Raw genomic sequence first — 530 nt, 5'->3', positions numbered from 1 at the left:
AGGGTAAAAACAGCGGCTGAGAAAGATCAGCATGAACTGTTGTTGACCATGATGATGACACCTGATGAGCGAGATGCTTTGGTCGCTCGAGTGAATATTCTTTGTGAACTTATGAAAGGGGACATGTCACAAAGACAGGTGAGCCAAATGTTAGGTGTGGGTGTGGCTACGATAACGCGAGGCTCTAATGAGCTAAAGGCTAAATCTGAGCAAGAGAAAGCGGCAATTGCAGAGCTGTTACTTAAGTAAGCATTTAAACAGTAAGCCTAAGAACTTGATAAAACGCTAACCATAGGTTAGCGTTTTTTGTTTTTATCCCGCTCAATGATATTACCTCTAGAGAGGCGAAATATCGTGTTTCTTAAACAAGACTAAGCAGGGAAGTGCTTAGGGTTAACAAATGGGATCAGCGCTAGGATTAAAGCTTGGCTATATACAGAACTGCGAGATAGTTGGTTATGTGTCAATAAGCCAATCGCACCGCCTTTTTGTTTTATGTTGTCGGTGCCGAAGACTTCATCCATCACATC

2 protein-coding genes are annotated in these 530 nt (G+C 42.5%); one reads left to right on the top strand and one right to left on the bottom strand.

Annotated features, from left to right (window positions below; all coding sequences use genetic code 11):
* The coding region (gene trpR, locus AB4512_RS23210; protein ID WP_372175875.1) for a trp operon repressor at positions 1–249 on the top strand (249 nt) is incomplete at its 5' end.
* 122 nt (positions 250–371) lie between these two features.
* On the opposite strand, the gene AB4512_RS23205 is transcribed toward trpR, so the two are convergent.
* Positions 372–530, bottom strand: a 159-nt coding sequence (locus AB4512_RS23205; RefSeq protein ID WP_372175877.1) for a DUF84 family protein, incomplete at its 5' end; no start/stop codon positions are given.

Origin of the sequence: Vibrio sp. 10N.222.52.B7, from assembly GCF_041474275.1 — a bacterium.
Classification (GTDB): domain Bacteria; phylum Pseudomonadota; class Gammaproteobacteria; order Enterobacterales; family Vibrionaceae; genus Vibrio; species Vibrio crassostreae_C.
The sequence above is the reverse complement of the archived record's forward strand: the minus strand, read 5'-3'. Positions and strand labels throughout refer to the sequence as shown.